The organism is Thermus aquaticus, assembly GCF_001280255.1.
GTDB classification, from domain to species: domain Bacteria; phylum Deinococcota; class Deinococci; order Deinococcales; family Thermaceae; genus Thermus; species Thermus aquaticus.
Window position 1 is genome coordinate 1,097,853 of sequence record NZ_LHCI01000106.1, and the last position, 19,997, is coordinate 1,117,849.

Below are 19,997 nucleotides of genomic sequence, written 5' to 3' on the forward strand. Positions count from 1 at the left end.
TATGGCGCACAGACACGAGGTCATCGTGGTGGGCGCGGGCGGGGCGGGCCTCACCGCCGCCCTGTACGCGGCCAGGGAAGGCGCCGATGTGGCGGTGGGCTCCAAGCTCTACCCCACCCGGAGCCACACCGGGGCGGCCCAGGGAGGGATAGGGGCCGCTTTGGGCAACGTGGAGGAGGACCACTGGGAGTGGCACATGTTTGATACGGTCAAGGGGGGGGACTATCTCACCGACCAGGACGCCGCCGAGGTCTTCGCCAAGGAGGTCATTGAGGCGGTCATAGAGCTTGAGCACATGGGCCTTCCCTTTGACCGCCTGCCCAACGGCAAGATCGCCCAGCGCCGCTTCGGCGGCCACACCAAGGACTGGGGCAAGGCCCCGGTGCACCGGGCGGCCCACGCCGCCGACCGCACCGGACACATGATCCTCCAGACCCTCTACCAGCAGTGCGTGAAGCACAACATCACCTTCTACAACGAGTTCCACGTCACCGACGTGATCCTGGAGGACGGGGTGGCCAAGGGCCTGGTGGCCTATGAGCTCGCCACCGGGGAGCTCCACCTCTTTGAGGCCAAGGCCATCGTCATCGCCTCCGGCGGGTTTGGCCGCATCTACAAGATCACCTCCAACGCCTACACCCTCACCGGGGACCTGCAGGCCATCCTCTACCGCAAGGGGCTTCCCCTCGAGGACATGGAGTTCTACCAGTTCCACCCCACCGGGCTTTACCCCTTGGGCATCCTCCTCACCGAGGGGGCCCGGGGCGAGGGGGGGATCCTCCGCAACGCCCTGGGGGAGCGCTTCATGGAGCGCTACGCCCCCACCATCAAGGACCTGGCCCCCAGGGACATGGTCTCCCGGGCCATGTACCTGGAGGTGCGGGAGGGGCGGGGCTGCGGCCCCAAGAAGGACCACGTCCTCCTGGACCTCACCCACCTGCCCCCCGAGGTCATAGAGAAGAAGCTCCCGGATATCACCGAGTTCAGCCGCATCTACCTGGGCGTGGACCCCTTGAAGGAGCCCGTTCCGGTGATGCCCACCGCCCACTATGCCATGGGGGGGATCCCCACCACGCTTTGGGGCCAGGTGATCCAAGACGAGAACAACACCGTGGTCCCCGGCCTCTACGCCGCTGGGGAGGCCGCCTGCGTGAGCCTGCACGGGGCCAACCGCCTGGGGACCAACTCTCTTGGGGACCTGGTGGTCTTCGGTCGCCGGGCGGGGATCCACGCCGCCCGCTTCGCCAAGGACGCCGACTACCACGAGCTCACCGAGGCGCACCTGGGCCCGAGCCGGGAGCGCATTGAACGCATCAAAAACTCCAAGGGCAAGGAGCGGGTGGCCGCCCTCCGGGCCGAGCTCCAGCAGAGCATGATGGACAACGCCTCCGTCTTCCGCACCGGGGAGCTCCTAAGCAAGCAGGTGGAGGTCCTCAAGGAGCTCATGGACCGCTACAAGAACATCGCCATTGACGACAAGGGCGAGGCCTACAACACGGAGCTCGTGGAGGCCCTGGAGCTCGGGTACCTCCTCGAGGTCTCCGAGGCCCTGGTCCACTCGGCCCTGAACCGCACGGAGTCCCGAGGGGCCCACGCCCGGGAGGACTACCCCGAGCGGGACGACCGGAACTGGCTCAAGCACACCCTGGCCTACAAGGTGGAAGACGGCAAGGTGGCCTTCCGCTACAAGCCCGTGGTCCTGGGCCGCTTTGAGCCCAAGGCCCGCACCTACTAGGAGGTAGAGGAGGCGGCATGCAGGTTACCCTCAAGGTGCTCCGGTTTGACCCCAACAAGGACGGAAAGCCCGAGTGGCGGACCTACCAGGTGGAGGCCGAGCCCTGGGACCGAGTCCTGGACCTTCTGCACAAGGTGAAGGCGGACCAGGACGGCACTCTGGCCTTTAGGCGGAGCTGCGGCCACGGCATCTGCGGTTCCGACGCCATGCTCATCAACGGCCGAAACCGCCTGGCCTGCAAGACCCTGGTCAAGGACCTGGGGAGCGTCATCACCGTGGAGCCCATCCGGGGGCTTCCCGTGGAGAAGGACCTGATCGTGGACATGGAGCCCTTCTTCGCCGCCTACCGGGCGGTGAAGCCCTACCTCATCAACGACGAGCCCCCGCCCCAGCGGGAGAGGCTCCAGTCCCCGGAGGAAAGGGAACGCTTTGACCACGGCACCAAGTGCATCCTCTGCGCCTCCTGCACCACCAGCTGCCCCGTCTTCTGGGTGAACGGCGCCTACATCGGCCCCGCCGCCATCGTCCAGGCCCACCGCTTCATCTTTGACTCCCGGGACCGGGGAAAGAGGGAGCGCTTCAAGGCCCTGGGCTCGGGGAGCGGGGTCTGGCGGTGCCGCACCGCCTACAACTGCACTGAGGCCTGCCCCCGGGAGATCCCCGTGACCCAGCTCATTGAGGAGGTCAAGCGGGCCATCCTCTTTGACCGGTTCTGAGAACCTTGGGGTCCCTGTCCTGGCCTAGGCCAGGACGGTGTTTTATACCACCCCATGCTGGCTTGCGCCCCAGTAAAAGCTTCCTGGGGAAGCTACCAGGCATGGTAGGCCGAAGGAAACAAGGGCATTAGGGGGTGAGGCGGTGCCGGTCCCGGGGAAAGGCCCGGGCATAGCGCACGTTGGGGAGTCCGAGAAGCTTCTGGGTGAGCCTCTCCGCCCCGATGGCGAAGCCCCCGTGGGGGGGCATGCCGTACTTGAAGACCTCCAAATAGCCCTGGAAGCCCTCCGGGTCCATCCCCTTGGCCTTCAGGCTTTCCAAGAGGTCCCCGTACCGGTGGATGCGCTGGCCGCCGGAGGTGATCTCCAGGCCCCGGAAGAGCAGGTCAAAGCTCCGGGTGGTGCCGTCATCCTCGGGGTAGGTGTAAAAGGGGCGGATGGCCCTGGGGTAGCGGGTGAGGAAGAGCCAGTCCGACCCCCAGCGTTCCCTGGCGTACTGCCCAAGAAGCCTTTCCGCCTCCTCGGAGAGGTCCTGGCCCACGGGGTAGCCCAGCTCCTCCTTGAGGATCCTGCGGGCCTCGGCGTGGGTGAGGCGGGGGATGTTGTGGGGAGGGGAGGGCCACTCTGCCTCTAGAAGGGCGATCTCCCGCCCCGCCGAGGAGAGGGCCTCCTCCAGCATCTCCCCTAGGAGCTCCTCCTCCAGCGCCATGAGGTCCTCCTCGCTCCCAATGAAGCCCATCTCCACGTCCAGGGAGAGGTACTCGTTCAGGTGGCGGCTGGTGTTGTGCTCCTCCATGCGCCACACGGGGGCCACCTCGTAGACCCGTTCAAAGACCCCCACCATGATCTGCTTGTAAAGCTGAGGGGACTGGGCCAGGTAGGCCCGCTTCTCAAAGTAGTCCACCCCGAAGAGGCCAGACCCCCCCTCCGCCCCGGCCCGCACCACCTTGGGGGTGAAGATCTCGGTGAAGTCCTGCCGGTCCAGATAGCGGCGGAAGCCCCGCACCAAGGCGGCCTGCACCCTGAGGGGGGCCCGGGCCTTCTCCCCCCTCAAGGTCACGTAGCGGTACTCCAGGAGGGTGTCGGGGTGGGCCCGCCACTCCTCCTTGGGGATCTCCACCGGGGTGGGCTCCAGGGCGGGGGAGAGGACCTCCACCTCCTTGGCCTGGACCTCGAGGCCCCCCGGGGCCTTGGGGCTTTCCACCACCAGACCCCGGACCCTCAAGGAGGACTCGGGCAGGGGTAGCCGCATCCCCCCCGTCACCACCTGGACCACGCCGCTTCGGTCCCTGAGGAGGAGGAACTGCACCTTGCCCAGGTCCCTGCGCCAGTGCAGAAACCCCAAAAGCTCCACCTCCTCGCCCACGTGAGCTTGCAAGTCCTTGACCAAGATGCGCATCCTCTCCTCCTTAAGCGAAGCCCCCCCGGCCATAGGGCGCCGGGGGGGCTAGACCCTGGCCCCCCTGCTAGGTGTTATTACGGGAACGCGGGCACATGCTGGCCCTCAGTTTAGGGGCTTCTCCCCCTGGGGTCAAGCCGAGCCGGTGGCCTCCCGGGGAGGGAAAGGGGCTTCATGTCCAGCCAAAGCATGCCCTGGCGTTTTCGTCGGTGAGGGCCTCGGCCTCAGAGAAGGGGAGGCTTAGGACCTGGGCCACCCTTTCCAGGGTGTAGCGCACGTAGTGGGGGCGGTTCCTTTGGCCCCGGAAGGGTTCCGGGGGGAGGAAGGGGGTGTCGGTCTCCACCAGAAGCTTCTCCTTGGGAAGCCGCCTGGCCGCTTCCCTCAAGGCCTCGTTCTTCTTGTAGGTGAGGGGCCCGGCGAAGCTGAAGTAGGCGCCCACCTCCAAGCCCGCCTCCTCGAGGGCCGGGTGGCCGCCATAGGCGTGGAGGACCACCTTTTTAGGCCGGTGGAGGCGAAGCCAGGCCGCCAGGTCCTCTTCCGCCTTCCCGTCCTTGCTCCGCACGTGGAGGACCAAAGGGAGCCCAAGCTCCTCCGCCAGCGCCGCCTGGAGGTCCAGGGCCCGGAACTGGGCGCCTTTGGTCTCCGGGGTCCAGTGGTAGTCCAGGCCCGTCTCCCCGATGGCCCGCACCCTCTCCGCCCGGGCGTAGTGCCGGAGGGCCGCTTCCACCTCGGGGGAGAGGAGGTGGGCGCTGGTGGGATGGAGGCCGATGGCGGCGTGGACGTTTCCCTGGGCCAGGGCCAGGGTCTTCTCCCAGCGCCCTGGGTCCACGCCCAGGGTGAGGACGGCCCTGAGCTCCCCCAGGTGGGCCTCTACCTCCAGAAGCTCCTCGGGCTCCAGGAAGTCCAGGTGGGCGTGGGTGTCGGTCATGGGCCTCACTGTAACCCAGGGGCCAGAGGGGCGTCGGGGCTTGTGGGTAGAATCAGGGCAGGGTATGAAGCGCCTCTCCCTCCTGGCGTTCCTCCTCGCCGCCTGCGCTCCCGCCCTTCTGGGCGTGGACCCGGCCCGCCTCCCCGACCCCGGGGACTGGGACCCCAAACCCGCCCCGCTGGAGTGGTGGTACGCCTCGGGGTGGGCGTACCCCTACGCCTTCCACTTCGCCTTCTTCAAGGCCTACGCCCCGCCCTCCTACCGCATCCTGGGCCTACCGGGAAGCCTCTTCGGGGCCTTTCACGCCGCCCACCTGGCCCTCACCGACCTGCGCACCGGCGAACGGCGCTTTCTGGAGGCCTCGGACCAGGACCTCTTGGGGCCGAGGGGCCGGGCGGAGCCGGGCCCCAGGCTGGAGGTCTCGGGCTTCCGCTTCCTCCGGGAGGGGACGGGCTTCCGCCTCCTGGCCGAGGGGGTGGACCTCCTCTTCCTCCCCTTGAAGCCCCCCGTGGTCCACCCGCCCGGCTACTCGGGCACCGAGGAGACGGGGCGGATGTACTACCAGTCCTACACCCGGGCTCATGCCCAGGGCCGGGTCCTGGGGGAGCGGGCAGAGGGGGAGGCCTGGCTGGACCACCAGTGGGGGGAGCAGCTTTCCGGGGTCTCGGCCACCTGGGACTGGTTTGGCCTCCACCTCTCCGATGGCTCCGAGCTCATGGCCTACCAGGTGAAGGACCGGGAGGGGCGGGTGGTCCAGGTGCTGGGAAGCCGGGTGGACCCCCTGGGCCGGGCGGAGGCGGTGGAGCTGGCCTTCGTCCCCCTCGAGGCCTGGACCAGCCCCTCGGGGCGCACCTACACCCTCTTCTGGCGGCTTAGGGGCCCGGAGCTGGACCTCAGGCTCAGGCCCCTCTTCCAGGAGGGGGAGATCCTCTCCCGGACCACCCGGGTGGCCTACTGGGAGGGCCCGGTGGTGGGGGAGGGGTCTTTCCGGGGCTATTCCGTCCAGGCCCGGGGCATGGGAGAGTTTGTGGCCAGGCTCTTCCGCCCCTAAGCTGCGCGTGCTAAACTAAAGGCGGTTTAGCGCCTGGGTGATATCTATGGGCTTACGCGTGCTCGGCGTCAACGCATCGGCACGGACCGACGGGTTTACGGCGGAGCTTTTGGATGAGGTTCTGGAGGCGGCCAGGCGCAAGGGGGCAGAGACCGAGCGCCTGGACCTGGTGAAGCACCCCTTTCCCCTCTGCGCGGGGAACTACTCCTTAGACCCCGCCTCCTGCGGCCCCGAGACCTGCGTCCAGGGGCCCTGGGACGGGTTCGGCAGGGTGGCGGAGCGGATCCTCGCTGCCGACGCCGTGGTTTTCGCCACCCCGGTCTACTGGTTCAGCGCCTCCGCCCGGATGAAGGCCCTTCTGGAGCGGATGACCTCCATGGAGAACCAGGGCCTCCTCAACCTGGGCAAACCCATGGCCCTCCTGGCCGTGGCCGAGGAGGAGGGGGCGGCCCAGGCCCTGGCCCAGATGCTCCTGCCCTTGAGCTACATGGGCTTCGTCCTGGCCCCCTTGGGCCTGGTCTACGCCCACCGCAGGGGAAAGGGGACCTTGAAGGAGGACCTCGAGGTCCTGGAGGACGCCCGCATCGCCGGGGAGAACCTGGTCCTCATGGCCGAGAGGCTGAAGGGGACGGCCTTCCAGGAGCCTTTGCCCAGTTACCAGTACCGCCTGCCCAAGCTTCCCGGGGCCGCCGCGGACTAACTGCCCCACCGCGGCCAAAGCCGGGGTGGGGGCCCCTTATACCCCCGGCCCACCATGCCTGGTAGCTTCCCCAAAGAACCTTTTGCCGGGGCCCCCATGCCGGCTTGGGCCAACATGGGTGTGGATTAGAGGTAAAGGGGCTCCACCCCCTCCCGGGCGAAGGGCAGAAGCTCGTAGAGGGCCCGGGGGTCCGGTGGGGCGTCCAGGAGGTGGGGGGGTTGGGGAAGCTCCTCCGCCCGCATCCGGGTGGGGGGGGTGAGGGTTCTGGGCTTCCCGCCTTCCTTCACGTAAGTGGCCCCGTAGTAGAGCCGGTTTCGGGCGGTGAAGAGGGGGGTGAGGGGTTTCCCCTCCTCCAAATAGGGCCAGGCGGCGGCCAGGAGGGAGCTCACACCGTAGACCCTGGCCCCCAAGGCCAGGGCCACGCCCTCCCCGGCCGCCAGGGCGATGCGCAGGCCGGTGTAGGAGCCCGGGCCCTCCCCCAGGACCAGGGCCCCGATCTCCTCCCTCCTCGCCCCCAGCGCCTCCAGGGTTTCGTCCAGGAGGCCGAAGAGCACCTCCTCGTGCCGCCTTTCCACCCGCACCACCCTCCCCAGGCCCTCCTCCCCGCGGAAGAGGCCCAAGGAGAGGTAGGGGGTGGCGGTGTCCAGGGTGAGGGTCCACACGCCCCCCATTTTAGGGGGAGGTATACTCGGCCTATGCCCAAGGGATATCACGACCGGGTGGCCTTCGTGGACCTATCCCAGGGGAAGGTCTGGTACGAGGCTTACGGCGAGGCCTTCTGGCGCAGGTACCTGGGGGGGCGGGCTTTGGCGGCCTACCTCCTCCTCAAGCACGTGCCCAAGGGGGCGGACCCCCTGGGCCCCGAGAACGCCCTGGTCTTCGCCCCCGGGGTCCTCACCGGCACCCCCATCTCCGGATCGGGGCGCAACACCGTGGCCGCCAAAAGCCCCCTCACCGGAGGCTACGGGGACGCCGAGGGCGGGGGCTTCTTCGGGGCCGAGCTCAAGAACGCCGGGCTGGACGCCCTGGTGGTCCTGGGAAAGGCGGAAAGCCCGGTCTACCTGCACGTGGAAGGGGGAGAGGTGGCCATCCACCCCGCTTTCCACCTCTGGGGGAAGGACCCCCTCGAGGTGGAGGCCCTCATCAAGGAGGTCCACGGCGCCAGCACCCGCGTCGCCCAGATCGGCCTGGCGGGGGAGAACGGGGTCCTCATCGCCAACGTGATCCACGACCTGGCCCACTTCGCCGGGCGGGGGGGCCTGGGGGCGGTCATGGGGGCCAAGGGCCTGAAGGCGGTCTCTGCCCGGGCCAGCAAGGAGACCCTCCCCGCCTACCACGACCCCGCCCGCCTTAAGGAGCTGGCCCGCTGCATGGCCAAGGAGCGCATGGAAAGGGCGGCGGGCCTGGTCACCATGGGGACGGTGGGCGCGGTGCGCCCCTTTAACCTGAGGGGGGTCCTCCCCAGCCACAACTTCCTGGACGGCTTTTTGGAGGGGGCCGAGGCCCTGGACGGCACCAGCTTGGACGCTCTCGGTATCCGCGTCGGCCGGGACACCTGCTACGCCTGCGTCATCCGCTGCAAGCAGGTGGTGAAGATTGAGGGCACCGGCAAGTACGACGTCCGCCCCGAGTACGGCGGGCCCGAGTACGAGGGCCTGGGGGCTTTGGGCTCCACGTGCGGGGTCACCGATCCCTACGCCGTTACCAAGGCCAACACCCTCTGCAACCAGTACGGCTTAGACGTGATCGGGGTGGGGGTGACCATCGCCTGCGCCATGGAGGCAGTGGAGCGGGGATTTTTGGATGACGAAGGGCTTGGCCTCCGCTTCGGCAACGGGGACGCCCTCATCGCCGCCATTGAGCGCCTGGCCCGGAAGGAGGGGCGGCTTGGGGTCCTCTTGGCCCTGGGGGCCAGGCGCCTGGCCGAGGCCATCGGCCACCCGGAACTGGCCATGCACGTCAAGGGGCAGGAGGTGCCCATGCACGACCCCCGGTACAAGCGGGCCCTGGGCGTGGGCTACGCCGTGAGCCCCACGGGCGCCGACCACAACCACAACCTCCACGACACCGCCTACACCAAGGAGGGGAAGGCCCTCATGGAGCTCCGCTTTTACGGGGAGGACTTCGCTCCCCTCCCCATAGAGGATCTCTCCGAGGCCAAGGTGCGGATGCTCTGGACCAAGACCCGGGAGCGGGGCTTCGTCAACAGCCTGGTGATGTGCGACTTCGTTCCCTGGACCCCCGAGGAGTGGCGGGAGGCCCTTCACGCCGCCACGGGCTTCTGGCTCTCCCCAGAGGAGATGCTTTTGGTGGGGGAGAGGACGCTCCAGCTCACCCGGCTCTTCAACCTGCGGGAGGGGGTCTCCCCTGAGGAGGACCGCCTGCCTGAGCGCTTCTTCCAGCCCTTCCGCAAGGGCAACCCCGAGGCCCGCCTGGACAAGGAGGCCTTCCAGAGGGCCCTAGAGGCCTACCGCCGCCTGGCGGGCTGGGAAGAGGGGGTGGACGCCGGGCGGCTAAGGGCCCTGGGGCTAGAGGAGTTCCAGAACGCCCTGGCGTAGGAGGCCCGGTAGGGGGGCTTCCCCCGCCTTGAGGAGGGCGTACCGCCCCCGGAGGAGGGCGAGGAGGCGAAGGCCCTTGAGGTGCTCCGCCAGGGCCTTCTTGTAGGCCTTCACCTCCTCCCTCCCCACGGGGAGGGCCTCCCCGGTTTCCACGTCCCTAAGAAGGGCCTCCTCCAGGGGCGGGTCCAGCTCCAGGGAGGATAGGATCTGGACCAGGACCACCCTTCTGGGGAGGAGCCTGGGCCAGGGCAGGGGGTCCAGGCCGTCGGTGAGGAGGACGAGCACGCCCCTCCCCGGGCGGAGGTCCCGGGGAAGGCCCCGCTCCAAGCGGGCCAGGGGGTCTTCCTGGCGGGCGATCCTGAGGAGGAGGGAGGCTACCTTTTCCGCGTAGGGGAGCTTCCCGTGGAGGCGCATGCTCTCGCTTTCGTCCAGGAAGAGGCGGAAGCGGGCCCTTTCCGGGGCGGTCTCCAGGCGGGTGTAGAGCCTCCCCGTCTTGGCGTAGGCCCGCCAGTGGACCCGGCGCACCTCGTCCCCTGCCGCGTAGGGCCTGAGCTCGTAAAACTCCCCCCCAAGCCCTTTCCTGCGGGCCAGGCGCTCCCCGGGATAGGGGAGGTAGGGCTTGGCGGCGATGCGGTAGCGGGTCATCTCTCCTCTGGGGTGGCCTCCAGAAGCCTCTCCTCCCGGTCCCGGAGGGCGTAGCGGCGGAGGAAGACCGAGGCTCTGAGCTCGTCCTTAAGGAAGTCCAGGGCGAGCCTTTCCGCCTCGGCCTCGGTGTAGGCGCGCCGGGGCACGCCTTCAGTCTAAGTGGCCGCCCTTCGCTTTTTCCACACCCAAAGCCCCGGATACGCCTTTTTGGGGCCCCCGCCGCGGCGGGGCACTTAAACCCGGATGGTGACCCGGGCGCCCGTCTCAAAGAGATGGATGGAGTCTATAAAGCGCACGGTGCGGGTGGCGTGCCCCATGACGATGGAGTGGGTCCTGGCCCCGCCGCCGAAGAAGCGGACTCCCTGGAGGATGTCCCCGTCGGTTATGCCGGTGGCGGCGAAGACGATCTCCTTTCCCGGGGCCAGGTCCTCGGTGCGGTAGATGCGGTTCTCGTCCCCGCCCATGGCCTTGAGGCGGGTGGACCCCCGTCCCCCGGATGGCGGCCGCCAGGGCGGCGATCACGTCCCCGTCAGAGATGAGCTTGACCCGGGCCCCGGCCTCCCGGATCTCCCGGATGAGCCCTTCGTGCCGGGGGCGGTCCAGGACCACCACCACCAGGTCCTCCACCGAGCGCTGGAGGGCCAGGGCCAAAGCCTTCAGGTTGGCGGCCACGGGCCAGGTGAGGTCCACCAGCCCGGCGGCGGGCGGGGGGACGATGAGCTTTTCCATGTACATGTCGGGGGCGTGGAAGAGCCCGCCCTTCTCGCTGATGGCGATCACGGTGACGGCGTTGGGCAGGCCCTTGGCGGCGGTGGTGGTCCCCTCCACCGGGTCCACGGCGATGTCCACCTCGAGGCCCCCCGCCCCCAGGACCTCGCCGATGTAGAGCATGGGGGCCTCGTCTATCTCCCCCTCGCCGATGACCACGGTGCCCTTGATGGGAAGCTCGTTGAGGACCCGGCGCATGGCCTCGGTGCCCGCCTCGTCCACGGCCTCCTTGTCCCCCTTGCCCGCCAGGCGGCTCGCCGCCAGGGCGGCCTGCTCCGTGACCCGCACCACCTCCAGGACCAAGCGGCGTTCTATTTCCATGCTTCCACTATACCGGGAAGGCGTTATACCACCCCATGCTGGCGCAAGCCAGCATGGGGGCCCCGGCAAAAGGTTACTGGCGCAGTTACCCGGCATTGTGGGCCGAAGGAACAATAATGAACAATAATGGGCCCATGGAAGCCCTGCAGGCGGGAGGGCCGGAGGCTTACCGGAAGCTCCTTAGGAAGAGGTACCTGCGCCGCTTAAAGCGGAGGGGCCTTTGGGCCTACCTTCTCGGCCTGGTGCGCCTCGTTTACCTAGAGGCCAGGCTCCTGAGGCGCCTCTGGCTCAACCGCTAGCCTTCTGGGGCCGGTGCCGCTTTAGGAGGGTCTCGGCCAGGTCCTCGAGGCTGAGCCCCGTCTCCGCCAGGGTGAGGAGGAGGTGGAAGAGGAGGTCCGCCGCCTCCCACCGGATCTCCTCGGGATCCCCGTTCTTGGCGGCGATGATGACCTCCCCCGCCTCCTCGCCGATCTTCTTCAGGATGCGGTCCAGGCCCGCCTGGTGCATCCTGGCCACGTAGCTCCCCTCGGGAAGCGTCTTAAGCCTCTCCAGGATGGTGGCGTAGACCTGGCCCAGGGCGAAGCCCAGGTCCTTCCTGCCCCCTAGCAGGGGGCGGTGGAAGCAGGTCCTCTCGCCGGTGTGGCAGGCGGGGCCCTTGGGGATCACCCGGTAGACCACGGCGTCCCCGTCGCAGTCCAGGAGGACCTCCACCACTTCCTGGACGTTCCCCGAGGTCTCCCCCTTGCGCCAGAGGCTCTTTCGGCTTCGGCTGTAGAAGACGCTTTGCCCCGTCCGCAAGGTCTCCTCGAGGGCCTCCCGGTTGGCGTAGGCCAGGGTCAGGACCTCCCCCGTGCGGGCGTCCTGGACCACCACCGGCACCAGGCCCCTTTTGTCAAAGCGCACCGCCGTAAGGTCCATGCCCCTCAGTCTAGCCGCACGTGGAGGCCCCGCTCCGCCAGAAAGGCCTTGAGCCCGGGGATGGGGATCTCGCCGAAGTGGAAGACGCTGGCCGCCAAAGCGGCCTCGGCACCCGCTTGGAAGACTTCCAGAAAGTGCTCCATCCGCCCCGCCCCCCCGCTGGCGATGACGGGCACGTTCACCGCCTGGGCCACAAGCCGGGTGAGCCTCAGGTCGTACCCCTCCTTGGTGCCGTCCTTGTCCATGCTGGTGAGGAGGATCTCCCCGGCCCCAAGCTCCGCCCCCCTCACCGCCCACTCCACGGCGTGGAGGCCCGTGGGGATTCGGCCCCCGGCCACGTAGACCTCGGGGAAGTCTCCCCGCCACCTGGCGTCAATGGCCAGGACCACCGCCTGGGCGCCGAAGTGGTCGGCGAGCTCGGCGATGAGCTCGGGCCGCCCTACCGCCGCCGAGTTCACGCTCACCTTGTCGGCCCCCGCCAGGAGGAGCTTCCTGGCGTCCTGGAGACTCCTCACCCCCCCGCCCACGGTGAGGGGGATGAAGACCCTCTCGGCCACCTGGGCCACCACCTCCAAGAGGATGGCCCGCTCCTCGAGGGTGGCGGAGATGTCCAGGAAGACGAGCTCGTCGGCCCCGGCCTCGTCGTAGGCCCGGGCGGCCTCCACCGGGTCCCCGGCGTCTTGGAGGTTGACGAAGTTCACCCCCTTCACCACGCGGCCGGCGTGGACGTCCAGGCAGGGGATGATGCGCTTGGCCAGGCTCATAGGGGGGGATGGTAGAGGAGTTCGGCCTGGGGAAGGAGGAGGGGGGCCACCCTTTCCCCCCTGGCCACGGAAAAGCTCTCCCCGTAGACCCTCCCCTCCGGCCTCCTAAAGACCTGAAGGGCCTTATGGGTGAGGAGCCGGACCTCGGGAACCCCGGCCTCGGCGTAGAGGGGAAGCTTTTTCTCCCGGTCCCAGGCCTCCGTGGAGAGGCTCACCTCCACCAGGAGGAGGACGTCCTTGGGGCGGGGGTGGTCCTGGGTGTAGAAGTCTTCCCGGGGCCTAAGGAGGAGGTCGGGGAGGGGCAGGCTGTGGGGGGAGAGGTAAAGGGGGCTTTGCACCCGGATCTGGGCCAGGCCCTGGACCTTGGGGGCTAGGGCGTGGAGGAGCCAGTCTAAGTACCCCACCGCGGCATTCGCCGCGGTGGGGGCCCCAGAAAATCCCTTCCACAGCCCCAACTTGGGCACCCCATGTTGCGAAACCAAAGTGCGGGCACTTAGGAGCCCGGCGTGCTGGCTGGAAGGGGGGGTCATCTCGTAGACCTCGCCGTCCAAAAGCTCCAGGCGGGCCTCGGGGTGGAGGCTGGCCAGGGCCAGAACCTCCTCCACCCGGAACCGGTGCCGCACCATAGGGGCCATTATACTTTCCCGAAGGCCCTTCCGGTGCTACCATCTAAAGGATGGAACGGGTGAACGTGGTGGGCGGGGGCCTCGCGGGGAGCGAGGCCGCCTGGACCCTTCTTCGCATGGGCGTGCCGGTGCGGCTTTTTGAGATGCGCCCTAAGCGCATGACCCCGGCCCACACCACCGACCGCTTCGCCGAGATCGTCTGCTCCAACTCCCTGGGCGGGGAGGGGGAGACTAACGCCAAGGGCCTCCTTCAGGCGGAGATGCGCCTTTCGGGAAGCCTGGTCATGGAGGCGGCGGAGGCGGCCCGGGTGCCCGCCGGCGGGGCCTTGGCCGTGGACCGGGAGGTCTTCTCCGGGTTCATCACCGAGAGGCTTCAGGCCCACCCCCTCCTCGAGGTGGTGCGGGAGGAGGTCAGGGAGATCCCCGAGGGCCTCACGGTTTTGGCCACGGGGCCCCTCACCTCGGAGGCCCTGGCCGAAGCCCTGAAGAGGCGCTTTGGCGATCACTTCCTCGCCTACTACGACGCCGCCAGCCCCATCGTCCTCTACGAGAGCATTGACCTCTCCAAGTGCTTCCGCGCCGGGCGCTACGACCAGAGCGCCGACTACCTCAACTGCCCCATGACCGAGGAAGAGTACCGCCGCTTTTACGAGGCCCTGGTGGCGGCGGAGCGCCACACCCCCCACGAGTGGGAGAACCTCCAGTACTTTGAGGCCTGCGTGCCCGTGGAGGAGCTGGGGCGGAGGGGGTACCAGACCCTCCTCTACGGCCCCATGAAGCCCGTGGGCCTCAAGGACCCCAGGACGGGAAAGGAGCCCTTCGCCGTGGTGCAGCTTCGCCAGGAGGACAAGGAGGGGCGGATGTGGAGCCTGGTGGGCTTCCAGACCGGCCTCAAGTGGCCCGAGCAGAAGCGCCTCATCCAGATGATCCCCGGTTTAGAGAACGCCGAGATCGTCCGCTACGGGGTCATGCACCGCAACACCTACCTGAACGCCCCGAGGCTCCTAAGGGAGACCCTGGAGTTCAAGGGGGCGGAGGGGCTTTTCGCCGCCGGGGTCCTGGCGGGGGTGGAGGGGTATCTGGAAAGCGCCGCCACGGGCTTTTTGGCCGGCCTGAACGCCGCCCGCCGGGCTTTGGGCCTGGAGCCTCTGGTCCCCCCTGAGGCCAGCATGCCGGGAGGGCTGGTCCGCTTCCTGGCCACGGCCAACCCCGAGAACTTCCAGCCCATGAACGCCAACTGGGGCCTGGTGCCGCCTGTGGAGGGGCGGGGCAAGAAGGAGAAGCGCCAGGCCATGTACCGAAGGGGCCTCGAGGCCTTCGCCCAGTGGCTTTCCGCCCTCAAGCCCCCCCTTCCCGGGGCGAGGAGCCTTCAGCCTCTGCCCTGAGCTTTAGGGCCTTCAGGGCCACCTCCCGTTCGTTCCAGGGCAAGGCTTCCTGGCCCCTTTCCAGAGTGGCCTCGTGCCCCTTGCCCGCAAGGAGCACCGTGTCCCCCTCCTGGGCCTCCAGGATGGCCTTCAAGATGGCCTCCTCCCGGTCGGGGACCAGTTCAAAACGCCCCCCTTCCGCCGCGGCCGCCCGGGCCATGGCCTCGAGGATGGCCCCTAGGTCCTCGGTGCGGTGGTCCTCCTCGGTGAAGAAGGCCTTGTCGGCCAGGCGGGCCGCCACCCGGCCGATGTCCTCCCGCCTTCTCGGGTCCCTCTCCCCCGCCGCCCCCACCACGAGGAGAAGCCGCCCCTTTGTGGTGGACCTCAGGGTCCTGAGCGCCGCCTCCAGGCTTTTGCCGGTGTGGGCGAAGTCTATGACCACCCGGAAGGGTTTTTCCTGCACCACCTCCATCCGGCCCGGGACCCCCGGGAAGCCGGAAAGGCGCTCAAGGACTTTTTCTAGGGGAACCCCCGCGGCCAAAGCGGCGGCGGAGGCGGCCAGGGCGTTTTCCACGTTGTGGGCGCCGATGAGGGGGAGGTGAACCTCCCTCTTCCCCCAGGGGGTGTGGAGGGTGAAGCGCAGGCCCTCTTCCTCCCGCACCCCTTCCGCCCACACCTCCCCTCCCGGCCCGAAGAGGAGGTGGGGCCTCTGGCGAAGCCTTTCCAGGTGGGGCAGGCTGGTATTTAAGACGGCCAGGTCCGAGCGCTCCACCAGGAGGGTCTTGGCGTTGAAGTAGGCCTCGGGGGTGCCGTGGAAATCCAGGTGGTCGTCGGGGTAGAAGTTGACGAAGACCCCCACCCGGAAGGTGAGCCCCTCCACCCGCTTGAGGGCCAGGGCGTGGCTGGAGACCTCAAGAACGGCCTCCCTCAGGCCCCTATCGGCGGCCTCCCTCAGGAAGGCGTAGACCTCGGGGGCCTCGGGGGTGGTAAAGTGGCCGATGGGGGGCCTGGCCTCCCCGCCCAGGCGGAGGCCCACGGTGGAGAGGAGGGCGGCCCCTTCCAGGAGGTGGTGGAGGAGGAAGGCCGTGGTGCTCTTCCCCTTGGAACCCGTGACCCCAAAAAGCCTCAAGGCGCGGTCCGGCTCCCCGTAAAAGCGCCGGGCCAGGAGGGCCAGGGCCTGGCGGCTATCGGCCACCCGGGCGTAGGGGACGGGGAGGGTGAGGTCCTGTTCCCCCACCACGGCGATGGCCCCCCGCCTGAGGGCCTCGGGGATGAAGGCGTGCCCGTCCAGGGGCCTGCGGTGGGGGAGGGGGACGCCGGGGACGGCTACGAAGACGAAGCCGGGCTCCACCCGCCTGGAGTCCTGGGTGAGGCCCCGCACGGGCAGGGGCGGGGCCTCCTGGCCCAGGGGGGCGAAAAGCTCCTTGAGGGTCATGAGCCAAGCCTCCGCTTTAGCGCCTCCAGAAGGGCCATGCGGTCCTCCTCCCTGTCCACGAAGTCCAGGCGGTCGGCCTCCACCACTTCCACCGGGGACAGGTTCCAGGAGGCCATCAGGTCCTCGTAGAGGGCGTTCAAGGAGAGGAGGTAGCGGTCGGGGATCTGCCTTTCAAAGGGGCGGCCCCGTTTGGCGATCCTGGCCTTCAGGGTGGGGAGGCTCGCCCGCAGGTAGATGAGGAGGTCGGGCTTCCTGAGGGCCGGGGAGACGCTCTGGAAGAGGTCCATGTAGGTCTCCCAGTCCCGCCGGGAGAGGAAGCCTTCCCGGTGGAGGTTCTTGGCGAAGACGAAGGCGTCCTCGTAGACCGTGCGGTCCTGGACCACCCGGGGGTTGCCGTTCACCTCCAAAAGGTGCTGGCGCACCCGCCGGGCCAGGAAGAAGACCTGGGAGTGAAAGGCGTAAGACGCCATGTCCCGGTAGAAGTCCTCCAGGTAGGGGTTCTCGCTCACCGCCTCGTAGACGGGCTTGAGGTCGAAGGCCTCGGCCAGGAGGGCGGTGAGGGTGCTCTTGCCGCTGCCGATGTTGCCGGCGATGGCGATGTACATCAGGGCCTCTTCTGGGCCAGGTGCTCCCTGACCAGGGCCACCACCGCCTCCCGGTGGGGGCCGGTGGGGCTGAAGTCCAGGGCGTCGGCCTCGAGGACCAGAAGGGGGTGGGGGTAGCGGGCGAATTGGCGCTCGTAGGCCTCGGAGAGGGCCTCCAGGTAGGCGGGGTCCATGCCCCGCTCAAAGGGGCGGCCCCGCCGGGCGATCCTGTCTAGGAGGACGGGGACCGGGGCCCTCAGGTAGACCGTGAGGTCGGGCGGGGGCACCTTTGGGGCCAGTTCCCGGTAGAGCTCCAGGTAGAGGTCCCACTCCGGGCCCTCCAGGTTGAGGCTGGCGAAGATGGGGTCCTTGTCCAGGAGGTAGTCGGCCACCACGCCTCCGAAAAGGGGCTTTTGCCGCAAGGGGGCGAGCTGGCGGAAGCGGGAGAGGAGGAAGAAGACCTGGACCTTGAAGGCGTAGCGCCGCCGGTCCTGGTAGAAGAGGGGCAAGAAGGGGTTTTCCTCCACCACCTCCAAAAGGGGCTCGGCCCCCAGGGCCTCCGAAAGAAGCCGGGCCAGGGTGGTCTTGCCCACCCCGATGGGTCCTTCCACGGCCAGGTACACGCCTCACCTCCGGGGACGGGCCATCATGACCAGGGTGGCCTCGAGGCGGCGCCCCTCCCGCCAGAGGGTGAGGCGCACCCGGTCCCCCGGGCGGAAGCGGGCGATCTGCCGCACCACCTCCGCCTTGTCCTTGACCGGCTTGCCGTTGATGGCCAGGATCACGTCCCCCAGGGCCAAAAGCCGGCCCTGGGCGTCCCGCTGGGCCCCCCTGAGGCCGGCCCGGGCGGCGGGGCTACCCGGCTCCACCCGGTCCACCATGGCCCCCTGGGTGGTGGTGAGGCCCAGGGCCCGTAGGAGCACTGGGGGAAGCTCCTCCAGGGAGACCAGGCTGGCCCCAAGCCACCCCCTCTGGGGGATGCCGAAGCGCTCCAGGTCCTCCACGCTCTGGGCCGCCAGCTCCCCCGGGATGGCCACGCCGATCCCCCCCACCCCCGAGGGGCCGCCCACCACGTCGGCCACCACGCCCATCACCTGCCCCTGGAGGTTCAGGAGGGGGCTTCCCGAGTTGCCCACGGTGAGGGGGGCGTCGGTGAAGAGGTACGCCCCCACCTCGGCCCCGATGCTGGGGTCGGGGGTGGGGACCTCGAGGGGGCCCACCCCGGCCAGGATGCCGGAGGAGGCCAGGGGGCCCTGGCCATAGGGGAAGCCCACCAGGACCAGGCCCATCCCCAGGGGAAGGCTCTCCGGAGAGGCCCGGTTAAAGCTCAGGACCGCCGGGGCCTGCACGCCCTTCACCGTAAGGAGGGCCAGGTCTATCCCCGGGTCCACGGCGAAGCGCTCGGCGGGGAAGGTGCGGCCGTCGTAAAGGCGGATGGTGAGGTCGGAGAGGTCCTGGACCACGTGGTAGTTGGTGACCACCCGCAAGGGGCTCACGAAGAAGCCCGTGCCCACGGTCCCGCCGTCGGCGGCGGGGGCCGTGCCCTGGATGCGCACCACGGCGGGGAGGGCCCTCTTGATGACCTGGCTCCGGGCCACCTCCTCGGGGGCGGTGAGGCGCTGGCCCAGGGCGAGGGCCAAGGCGAGAAGGAGGCCAAGGAAGACAGGGCGGCCCATGCCCTTACATTACCTCAGGGGCGGGGATGCCCAGGAGGCCGAGGCCGATCTTAAGGGTCTCCTGAAGGCTTCTCACCAGCTCCAGCCTGAGCTCCCGCAAGCCTTCCGGGGCGGTGAGGACGGGGGTGGCGGGGCGGCCCTCCTCCTTGGCGTTGTAGTAGGCGTTCCAGGCGGCCGCCAGGTCCAGGAGGTACTGGGCCAGGACGTGGGGGCTCTTTTCCGCGGCGGCCTCCAGCACCGCCTCCTCAAAGTCCAGGAGGGCCAGGGCCAGCTCCCGCTCGTAGGGGGTGGCCTGGGCGGGGTCCGGGGGGCCCCACTCCCCCGCCTTGCGCAGGATGGCGTGGGCCCGGGCGTGGGCGTACTGGACGTAGGGCCCCGTGTCCCCCTCAAAGGAGAGGGCCTCCTGGTAGCGGAAGTCTATCTGCTTTCTGGGCTCGGTCTTGCTCATGGCGAAGCGGATGGCTCCCAGGGCCACCATCCGGGCCGCCTCCTCCTTGTCGGGGTGGTCGGGGTTCTTCTCGCTGATGACGGCCAGGGCTCGCCTCCTGGCCTCCTCCAGGACCTCGTCCACGCTCACCGAGAGGCCCTTCCGCCCCGACATCTGCTTGCCTTCCAGGAGGACGGTTTCGTAGGCCAGGTGGAAGGCCCGCTGGGCCAGGTCCGGGCGGCCCGCCAGGGCCAAGGCGGCCCGCACCAGGGCCTGGGGGTGGCTCTGGCGCACGTCAATGACGTTGATGGTCTCCTGGGCCCTTGGGGTGTAGGGCTCCCCCTCGGGGGCGCTGGTCCTGAGGTGGGGGTAGTAGGGGTTTTCGTAGGGGCGGAAGGGGAGGCCCTCCAGAAGGCCCATCTTCCAGAACTGGAAGGCGATGTCCTTGGCGTAGTAGGTGGCGGCCCCGCCGGAGCGCACCAGGACGAAGTAGGGGTCCTCGAGGCCCGGGATGAAGGGGCTAGCGTCCATGACCAGGGCCCCGGCGTACTTGCCCTCCGTGGGCCGGAAGACGTGGGGGCTCCGCTCCAAAATGGCCAGGGCCTTCTTGAGAAGCCCCGCCCGCACGATGTCGGACTCCCAGACCAAGAGGTCGTAGTGGGCGGCCAGGGCGTGCATGGTGGCCATCTGGGCCAGGAGGATGCGGTTCACCTCCTCCCTTAGCTCCCCCCGCTCCAGGGCGTGGAGGACCTCCTCAATGGCGGGCTGAAGCTTCTCGTACTCGGGGTCCTGGTGGAGGCGCACGTAGGCCCTGCCGGCGAAGTGGTCGTACTTCTCCTTCCCGTCCCAGGTGAGGCCGTAGTGCCTCAGGGCGAAGAGGGTCTCCGCCGCCTGGCGGCCGGTGTCGTCTATGTAGTTGAGGACCAGGACCTCGCGGCCAGCGTAATCCAGGATGCGGGCCAGGCTGTCCCCCAGGACGATGTTCCGGAGGTGGCCCACGTGAAGCTCCTTGTTGGGGTTCACCGAGGTGTGCTCAATGAGGACCAGGCCCTCCCGTTTGGGGAAGGGCCCCTTGGGGCGGAGGGCCTCCTCGAGGAGGTCTTCCGTCCGCAGGCGGAAGTTTAGGTACCCCCCCACGGGGATGGCCTCCTCCACGAAGGGGGGAAGTTCCAGGCGGCTTTTAAGCTCCTCGGCGATGGTTTGGGGGGGCTTCCTCAGCTCCTTGGCCAGGGCGAAGAGGGGAACTCCGTAGTCCCCGGGCTTGTCCTTGGGGGCCTTGGCCACCTTGAGGCGGAGGTCCAGGCCCATCTCCTTGAGGGCGGCGTGAATGGCCTCTTCCAGGGCGCGGCGCACCATCAGGGGGCCATCATACAAGGCCTTTGGGG

Annotated in this window: 20 protein-coding genes and 1 pseudogene; 7 read left to right on the plus strand and 14 right to left on the minus strand. The window is 68.8% G+C overall.

Annotation, left to right across the window (positions count from 1 at the left end; all coding sequences use genetic code 11):
* Position 1: 1 nt before the first annotated feature.
* Both sdhA and BVI061214_RS07065 read left to right on the plus strand, forming a co-directional pair.
* Positions 2-1,735, plus strand: a complete 1,734-nt coding sequence (sdhA, locus tag BVI061214_RS07060; RefSeq protein WP_053767795.1) for a succinate dehydrogenase flavoprotein subunit — start codon at positions 2-4, stop codon at positions 1,733-1,735.
* 17 nt (positions 1,736-1,752) lie between these two features.
* Positions 1,753-2,451: a succinate dehydrogenase iron-sulfur subunit gene (locus tag BVI061214_RS07065; RefSeq protein WP_003046102.1), complete on the plus strand. Its 699-nt coding sequence runs from the start codon at positions 1,753-1,755 to the stop codon at positions 2,449-2,451.
* A gap of 127 nt (positions 2,452-2,578) precedes the next feature.
* Here BVI061214_RS07065 and aspS read toward each other — a convergent pair whose 3' ends face one another.
* Together aspS and BVI061214_RS07075 are read right to left on the minus strand one after the other, a co-directional pair.
* Positions 2,579-3,847 carry an aspartate--tRNA(Asn) ligase gene (gene aspS, locus BVI061214_RS07070; RefSeq protein WP_053768611.1) on the minus strand — a complete coding sequence of 423 codons (1,269 nt, stop codon included), beginning with the start codon at positions 3,845-3,847 and terminating at the stop codon, positions 2,579-2,581.
* A gap of 172 nt (positions 3,848-4,019) precedes the next feature.
* On the minus strand, positions 4,020-4,775 hold the full coding sequence (locus BVI061214_RS07075) for a TatD family hydrolase (RefSeq protein ID WP_053767796.1): 756 nt from the start codon (positions 4,773-4,775) through the stop codon (positions 4,020-4,022).
* Between the two features lie 64 nt (positions 4,776-4,839).
* Here BVI061214_RS07075 and BVI061214_RS07080 point away from each other — a divergent pair, with 64 nt between their 5' ends.
* Both BVI061214_RS07080 and BVI061214_RS07085 read left to right on the plus strand, forming a co-directional pair.
* Positions 4,840-5,826 (plus strand): lipocalin family protein, encoded by a 987-nt coding sequence (locus BVI061214_RS07080; protein WP_053767797.1) that lies wholly within the window; start codon positions 4,840-4,842, stop codon positions 5,824-5,826.
* A gap of 46 nt (positions 5,827-5,872) precedes the next feature.
* On the plus strand, positions 5,873-6,526 hold the full coding sequence (locus BVI061214_RS07085) for a flavodoxin family protein (RefSeq protein ID WP_053767798.1): 654 nt from the start codon (positions 5,873-5,875) through the stop codon (positions 6,524-6,526).
* A gap of 125 nt (positions 6,527-6,651) precedes the next feature.
* On the opposite strand, the gene tsaB is transcribed toward BVI061214_RS07085, so the two are convergent.
* Positions 6,652-7,197 (minus strand): tRNA (adenosine(37)-N6)-threonylcarbamoyltransferase complex dimerization subunit type 1 TsaB, encoded by a 546-nt coding sequence (gene tsaB / locus BVI061214_RS07090; protein ID WP_003046086.1) that lies wholly within the window; start codon positions 7,195-7,197, stop codon positions 6,652-6,654.
* Between the two features lie 24 nt (positions 7,198-7,221).
* Between tsaB and BVI061214_RS07095 the strand changes: the two genes are divergently transcribed.
* On the plus strand, positions 7,222-9,084 hold the full coding sequence (locus BVI061214_RS07095; protein WP_053767799.1) for an aldehyde ferredoxin oxidoreductase family protein: 1,863 nt from the start codon (positions 7,222-7,224) through the stop codon (positions 9,082-9,084).
* Here BVI061214_RS07095 and BVI061214_RS07100 read toward each other — a convergent pair.
* The 3 genes and pseudogenes from BVI061214_RS07100 to glpX all read right to left on the minus strand — a co-directional run bounded on the left by BVI061214_RS07100 (position 9,055) and on the right by glpX (position 10,818).
* Positions 9,055-9,729 carry a DUF58 domain-containing protein gene (locus BVI061214_RS07100; RefSeq protein ID WP_053767800.1) on the minus strand — a complete coding sequence of 225 codons (675 nt, stop codon included), beginning with the start codon at positions 9,727-9,729 and terminating at the stop codon, positions 9,055-9,057. The two genes, BVI061214_RS07095 and BVI061214_RS07100, sit on opposite strands and share 30 nt — an antisense overlap.
* Positions 9,726-9,875 (minus strand): hypothetical protein, encoded by a 150-nt coding sequence (locus tag BVI061214_RS12920; protein ID WP_156303238.1) that lies wholly within the window; start codon positions 9,873-9,875, stop codon positions 9,726-9,728. The genes BVI061214_RS07100 and BVI061214_RS12920 overlap by 4 nt, the downstream gene beginning before the upstream one ends.
* 87 nt (positions 9,876-9,962) lie before the next feature.
* Positions 9,963-10,818 (minus strand): annotated as a pseudogene (glpX, locus tag BVI061214_RS07105) (class II fructose-bisphosphatase).
* A 134-nt stretch (positions 10,819-10,952) separates the two neighbouring features.
* Here glpX and BVI061214_RS12925 point away from each other — a divergent pair.
* Positions 10,953-11,117: a hypothetical protein gene (locus BVI061214_RS12925; RefSeq protein ID WP_156303239.1), complete on the plus strand. Its 165-nt coding sequence runs from the start codon at positions 10,953-10,955 to the stop codon at positions 11,115-11,117.
* Here the strand turns inward: BVI061214_RS12925 and hisIE are convergent.
* From hisIE to BVI061214_RS07120, 3 genes are read right to left on the minus strand one after another with little or no spacing between them, the layout of a single operon-like run.
* A complete protein-coding gene (gene hisIE / locus BVI061214_RS07110; protein WP_053767801.1) occupies positions 11,107-11,736 on the minus strand; it encodes a bifunctional phosphoribosyl-AMP cyclohydrolase/phosphoribosyl-ATP diphosphatase HisIE in 630 nt (209 codons plus the stop codon). The two genes, BVI061214_RS12925 and hisIE, sit on opposite strands and share 11 nt — an antisense overlap.
* A 5-nt stretch (positions 11,737-11,741) precedes the next feature.
* Positions 11,742-12,500 carry an imidazole glycerol phosphate synthase subunit HisF gene (hisF, locus tag BVI061214_RS07115; protein ID WP_053767802.1) on the minus strand — a complete coding sequence of 253 codons (759 nt, stop codon included), beginning with the start codon at positions 12,498-12,500 and terminating at the stop codon, positions 11,742-11,744.
* Entirely contained in the window at positions 12,497-13,126 is a 630-nt protein-coding gene (locus BVI061214_RS07120; RefSeq protein WP_053767803.1) for a Uma2 family endonuclease, read from the minus strand. Before BVI061214_RS07120 ends, hisF begins: the two co-directional genes overlap by 4 nt.
* Before the next feature lie 50 nt (positions 13,127-13,176).
* Here BVI061214_RS07120 and trmFO point away from each other — a divergent pair, with 50 nt between their 5' ends.
* A complete protein-coding gene (gene trmFO, locus BVI061214_RS07125; protein ID WP_053767804.1) occupies positions 13,177-14,511 on the plus strand; it encodes a methylenetetrahydrofolate--tRNA-(uracil(54)-C(5))-methyltransferase (FADH(2)-oxidizing) TrmFO in 1,335 nt (444 codons plus the stop codon).
* Here the strand turns inward: trmFO and BVI061214_RS07130 are convergent.
* Genes BVI061214_RS07130 through BVI061214_RS07150 form a run of 5 tightly spaced genes read right to left on the minus strand, consistent with a single transcriptional unit; the run spans position 14,465 to position 19,968 of the window.
* Complete coding sequence (locus BVI061214_RS07130) at positions 14,465-15,925, minus strand: Mur ligase family protein (RefSeq protein WP_053767805.1); 1,461 nt, start codon at positions 15,923-15,925, stop codon at positions 14,465-14,467. The two genes, trmFO and BVI061214_RS07130, sit on opposite strands and share 47 nt — an antisense overlap.
* Positions 15,922-16,530: a deoxynucleoside kinase gene (locus tag BVI061214_RS07135; protein WP_053767806.1), complete on the minus strand. Its 609-nt coding sequence runs from the start codon at positions 16,528-16,530 to the stop codon at positions 15,922-15,924. Before BVI061214_RS07135 ends, BVI061214_RS07130 begins: the two co-directional genes overlap by 4 nt.
* Complete coding sequence (locus tag BVI061214_RS07140) at positions 16,530-17,132, minus strand: deoxynucleoside kinase (RefSeq protein ID WP_053767807.1); 603 nt, start codon at positions 17,130-17,132, stop codon at positions 16,530-16,532. Before BVI061214_RS07140 ends, BVI061214_RS07135 begins: the two co-directional genes overlap by 1 nt.
* Before the next feature lie 3 nt (positions 17,133-17,135).
* The gene (locus tag BVI061214_RS07145; protein ID WP_053767808.1) at positions 17,136-18,185 is read right to left on the minus strand and encodes a S1C family serine protease; all 1,050 of its coding nucleotides are present in this window, start codon (positions 18,183-18,185) and stop codon (positions 17,136-17,138) included.
* Between the two features lie 4 nt (positions 18,186-18,189).
* Entirely contained in the window at positions 18,190-19,968 is a 1,779-nt protein-coding gene (locus BVI061214_RS07150; RefSeq protein WP_053767809.1) for an arginine--tRNA ligase, read from the minus strand.
* Positions 19,969-19,997: the final 29 nt, after the last annotated feature.

What these genes read in the sequence shown, in the direction of transcription:
- sdhA (WP_053767795.1), top strand. Translation starts at nt 2, where the DNA reads ATGGCGCACAGACACGAGGTCATCGTGGTGGGCGCGGGCGGGGCGGGC.
- BVI061214_RS07065 (WP_003046102.1), top strand. Translation starts at nt 1,753, where the DNA reads ATGCAGGTTACCCTCAAGGTGCTCCGGTTTGACCCCAACAAGGACGGA.
- aspS (WP_053768611.1), bottom strand. Translation starts at nt 3,847, where the DNA reads ATGCGCATCTTGGTCAAGGACTTGCAAGCTCACGTGGGCGAGGAGGTG.
- BVI061214_RS07075 (WP_053767796.1), bottom strand. Translation starts at nt 4,775, where the DNA reads ATGACCGACACCCACGCCCACCTGGACTTCCTGGAGCCCGAGGAGCTT.
- BVI061214_RS07080 (WP_053767797.1), top strand. Translation starts at nt 4,840, where the DNA reads ATGAAGCGCCTCTCCCTCCTGGCGTTCCTCCTCGCCGCCTGCGCTCCC.
- BVI061214_RS07085 (WP_053767798.1), top strand. Translation starts at nt 5,873, where the DNA reads ATGGGCTTACGCGTGCTCGGCGTCAACGCATCGGCACGGACCGACGGG.
- tsaB (WP_003046086.1), bottom strand. Translation starts at nt 7,197, where the DNA reads ATGGGGGGCGTGTGGACCCTCACCCTGGACACCGCCACCCCCTACCTC.
- BVI061214_RS07095 (WP_053767799.1), top strand. Translation starts at nt 7,222, where the DNA reads ATGCCCAAGGGATATCACGACCGGGTGGCCTTCGTGGACCTATCCCAG.
- BVI061214_RS07100 (WP_053767800.1), bottom strand. Translation starts at nt 9,729, where the DNA reads ATGACCCGCTACCGCATCGCCGCCAAGCCCTACCTCCCCTATCCCGGG.
- BVI061214_RS12925 (WP_156303239.1), top strand. Translation starts at nt 10,953, where the DNA reads ATGGAAGCCCTGCAGGCGGGAGGGCCGGAGGCTTACCGGAAGCTCCTT.
- hisIE (WP_053767801.1), bottom strand. Translation starts at nt 11,736, where the DNA reads ATGGACCTTACGGCGGTGCGCTTTGACAAAAGGGGCCTGGTGCCGGTG.
- hisF (WP_053767802.1), bottom strand. Translation starts at nt 12,500, where the DNA reads ATGAGCCTGGCCAAGCGCATCATCCCCTGCCTGGACGTCCACGCCGGC.
- BVI061214_RS07120 (WP_053767803.1), bottom strand. Translation starts at nt 13,126, where the DNA reads ATGGTGCGGCACCGGTTCCGGGTGGAGGAGGTTCTGGCCCTGGCCAGC.
- trmFO (WP_053767804.1), top strand. Translation starts at nt 13,177, where the DNA reads ATGGAACGGGTGAACGTGGTGGGCGGGGGCCTCGCGGGGAGCGAGGCC.
- BVI061214_RS07130 (WP_053767805.1), bottom strand. Translation starts at nt 15,925, where the DNA reads ATGACCCTCAAGGAGCTTTTCGCCCCCCTGGGCCAGGAGGCCCCGCCC.
- BVI061214_RS07135 (WP_053767806.1), bottom strand. Translation starts at nt 16,530, where the DNA reads ATGTACATCGCCATCGCCGGCAACATCGGCAGCGGCAAGAGCACCCTC.
- BVI061214_RS07145 (WP_053767808.1), bottom strand. Translation starts at nt 18,185, where the DNA reads ATGGGCCGCCCTGTCTTCCTTGGCCTCCTTCTCGCCTTGGCCCTCGCC.
- BVI061214_RS07150 (WP_053767809.1), bottom strand. Translation starts at nt 19,968, where the DNA reads ATGGTGCGCCGCGCCCTGGAAGAGGCCATTCACGCCGCCCTCAAGGAG.